The sequence below is a fragment of the Vibrio sp. 1F263 genome (assembly GCF_041439035.1).
In the GTDB taxonomy this organism is placed as follows: Bacteria; Pseudomonadota; Gammaproteobacteria; order Enterobacterales; family Vibrionaceae; genus Vibrio; species Vibrio tasmaniensis_A.
Genome location: NZ_JBGONI010000091.1, coordinates 1 through 3,554 on the forward strand (window position 1 = coordinate 1; position 3,554 = coordinate 3,554).

The window sequence follows — 3,554 nt, forward strand, 5'->3', positions numbered from 1 at the left end:
CTTTGAACAACGAAATGTCGCTTAATGTAGTGTCCAGTCCTGCTGGAGCAGATCACTACGCTCAAACATGGCACGCACCGCTCACCACTTAACTTGGCGTTAGCCCGCAGGAGTAACATTGGGAATGAGTCGAAATAAAAAGAAAAGAACTAAAAAATACACTCCTCGAAAAAGTAGTGTAACTAGGCAAGATAGCCATATACATTTGAAAAATTGGTATCTAGCTCGACGAGTTATTAGCATTTTGGGCGTATCTCTAGTGATATTTAACATGCTTTTAGCTATAGCTCTAGAATCAAATATAACCGAAAGAGTTAATGAGCTTACAAGTTCAAGCGGTGTGAATTTTTATTTAACAATAATTGTAGCTCTGGGAGTGTTACGTACTTTTTTGGCTTTATGGATGAACAAGAATAGTTCGTTAATTGAACAGAATGTTCCACTTGCTAAAAAACTGGTGACAACGTTCATGTTTGGAACCATCTTAGCTACAACATTGTTTGTGACACCAGTCATTTACTTATCTGGTGTTGGGGAATACTTATTTAATTTAATTCACCCACACGTTCCAATGATTACAAATTGGATCGTAGATGTTGGTGTTTGGTTCGTACAAGCAAGTGTTGCAGGAGTTGTGGGGAGTTATTCTTACGACCGAATCAAACGTAGTCGTCAGTAGCTGGCTAACAAAGCATTTAAGGCAGATTCGCAACACTCGGCATTTTCAGTTTAGGTTGATTTTTGTGTTTACGGTGTAATGGTTTAGTAAGGTGGTAGTGTTGCTCACTACTTAACGCGGCGTTAGGCATTTAATGCTTAGAGGTAAGTAATTGATGACAATTAGAAGCAGTTTCTATCCTGAGTGTGATTTGAAAGATAAGAACAACTATAAGCGTATGTTTTTCATCAAAAGGGATGGAAGTACTGTTGAGAAAGTCATTCTGGACGTCATTGACCCATTTCATAGAGAAACCTTGATTTTCACACATTATATGCGTCATTTAGTTAGGCACTTCATCAAGTCAGATGTAGGTTTTAATGTAATTTCACGAGACCAACCCTGGGATTTTCGGGTTGAAACGAATGAAAAATCAACGTTTAATATCGAGATAACATCCATTGCTGAGTCATATAAAGTGTTCAACAACCACTCTAGTGAAGAACGTTTCACTAAGTGGAAACTAGAGAAAAGAATCCCACTACACGAGCTAATAAAATTAGATAAACTTTTCCCAAATAAGGGTATCCATGATGTAGTCAAGGACTTTACTCGATTAGACATTGATGAAAATGATCTAGTGGTTAACCCTTTGTATTCAGAAGAGAGAAGTTTATTTATTAGTAAATTGCCCACTGAAGTCAAAACGGCGCAAGAGGTTCTAATACAAAGCATCTCAAAAAAAGCAGCTAAGAAGCATGTAGGAAAAGAGCAAACTGTTATTGTCATCGATAATCGTAGTATGACACTTGAAATGGACGACTTTTATGCTGCTTTACCCAGTGTTTCTGCGTATTGTGAAACGTTAGAGTTTCCAGAGGTTTGGCTATATACAGGGCATTGTTCAGATGATGATGGTAATAACGCTGACTTTAGTTTCATCCCCATTAAAGTTCGTAGATACCAAGAAGAAATTTTGGATCTTATGGCGAAAAAAAATGGAAGTGGGAAGTTGGTGTGGTAACAATGCCTAACAAATTGCTTAAGTCTGATTCGTAAACGCGTGCCGAACTCGCTGCGCTCAAACATAGCACACGTTCACTCACAGCTTAGCAAGGCGTTAACTCTCTTAGGGTATCAATTTGAACAGTAGCAATATATTAGCGCTTGTAATGAAAGAATTAGAGATTGATGATTTAGAAGTATTGTCTGAATTGTTTGGTCTTAAAGTTGGCACCTTCAAAAAGATTCTTAAGGGTGACTCTGAATTTAAAGACAAGCAAATTGTATCAATGATAAAAAATGCAATGAAAAATCATTCTGAAGATACTCTTGTTAACTCTATAAAACCATTAGTTGAGTTTTTTGAAATAACTCATGCAGAATCAAAAAGAGGTGCATCTTGGGAAATCATACCGACTACTAGAGGCGGGGAAACTAGGTTTGATCAAATTCGAAATAAATTGGAGACAACTCAAGGTATCTACTTTTTTTATGATTCAGCTGGCAAGGTTATATATGCAGGAAAAACTGAAACACAAGGCCTTTGGCTCGAAATGAAAAATGCATTTAATAGAGATCGTGCCTCTCAGAATGTTTACTTAGCATCACATCCTAATAGAGGTGTTTTCTACCCCGCAAATGAAAAACCAGTACAAATACAAAAAACAAATGTTTACTTACATGACTTAGCTTTTTACTTTTCGGCATATGAAGTTGACCCTTCATTGATTCATAATTTAGAAGCATTTATCGTCAGAACCATTCCTAATGATATCACCAACACCAGAATGGAAAAATTTAAATATAGAACAGAGAGTTAACAAGGCGTTTAAACGGAACTAAAACAGTGGGTTAGGTTTCGCTTCGCTACACATTATAACCCACAATTTTAGTCCGCTTAACGCGGCGTTAAATTCATAGAGGAATATCGTGGTATCTCAAGCATTTTGGTATGCGCTAAAGCAAAATATGCTAGTAAGCTTACTTGCCTTTATAGCGCTTGCAGTCGTGATTTTGTTGGATGTTGTGTTTTTTGATGTCACAGAGCTCTTTCCTGGAGGTGCAGAGCTTGCAGATATTATCAGTAACTTATCTATGTCGGTCGTTGCTGGGTATATTTTTTATATAATGACATCGGTTAAACTTGAAGCAGATAGAATTAACAAATCGAAAGAAATAGCGAAGAAGATTGTTGGTTCAGTTAGAAACCAAACTGTTTTAATGTTTCGAGTCTTAGCTGAGCAACCTCATGAAAAGTTCACCACTTTTCCCTCCGAAGATGAGTTATCAGGTTACTTGAACAACAAAACGTTTGTTACCAAAGTTAAAGGTACGCGATATATTGACGGAAATGGTGTTGTACACGAGCGTGACCTTCACTTTTATCTGTTTAATGACTTTCCTCCAAAGGCGTTACACTTGCAGAGTTCATTGTCAGCATATCTCGACTTTCTTGACCAAGATATGCAAGTTGCATTTTACAAACATTTCAACTCAAATTTTTTTGACAACTTCGCTGATCCGACCGTCGCGATAGTCTTAAATGGGCGCAGCAACAATATTTCGGATTTCACAAATTGTTTTTTCGTCCTAAGGCAAACCACTTTGGACTTAGTTGAATCGTATGAAAGGGTCTACGGTACGCTAGAAAAATGAATTTAACAAAGCGTTCAAGACGGATTCCCAACGCTTGGCATTTTCGGCTTACTTTGGGTTAAGTGTTTATGTCACAATGGTTTAGGTAGGGTGGTTGGCGTTGCTTACCACTTAACGCGGCGTTGATATGACCCCCACTGTCAATTTAAAACGTAGAAGTTTCTCTCCTGTATTATCAGAGCCTTTCTTGTTGCTTAGGGGATAGTGTTACCGCATAGATGAAGCAAGTAATGTCGTC

At 37.6% G+C, this 3,554-nt stretch carries 4 protein-coding genes; all 4 read left to right on the top strand.

What is annotated here, in order from left to right; all coding sequences use genetic code 11:
* Positions 1-124 precede the first annotated feature (124 nt).
* Positions 125-679: a hypothetical protein gene (locus ACED25_RS23040; protein WP_371696224.1), complete on the top strand. Its 555-nt coding sequence runs from the start codon at positions 125-127 to the stop codon at positions 677-679.
* A gap of 154 nt (positions 680-833) precedes the next feature.
* A complete protein-coding gene (locus ACED25_RS23045) occupies positions 834-1,682 on the top strand; it encodes a hypothetical protein (protein WP_371696225.1) in 849 nt (282 codons plus the stop codon).
* A 148-nt stretch (positions 1,683-1,830) separates the two neighbouring features.
* The gene (locus ACED25_RS23050) at positions 1,831-2,481 is read left to right on the top strand and encodes a hypothetical protein (protein WP_371696226.1); all 651 of its coding nucleotides are present in this window, start codon (positions 1,831-1,833) and stop codon (positions 2,479-2,481) included.
* Between the two features lie 109 nt (positions 2,482-2,590).
* Complete coding sequence (locus ACED25_RS23055) at positions 2,591-3,316, top strand: hypothetical protein (protein ID WP_049843906.1); 726 nt, start codon at positions 2,591-2,593, stop codon at positions 3,314-3,316.
* Positions 3,317-3,554 lie beyond the last annotated feature (238 nt).

Coding starts and splice junctions, on each gene's coding strand:
- ACED25_RS23045 (WP_371696225.1), top strand. CDS start 834: ATGACAATTAGAAGCAGTTTCTATCCTGAGTGTGATTTGAAAGATAAG.
- ACED25_RS23040 (WP_371696224.1), top strand. CDS start 125: ATGAGTCGAAATAAAAAGAAAAGAACTAAAAAATACACTCCTCGAAAA.
- ACED25_RS23050 (WP_371696226.1), top strand. CDS start 1,831: ATGAAAGAATTAGAGATTGATGATTTAGAAGTATTGTCTGAATTGTTT.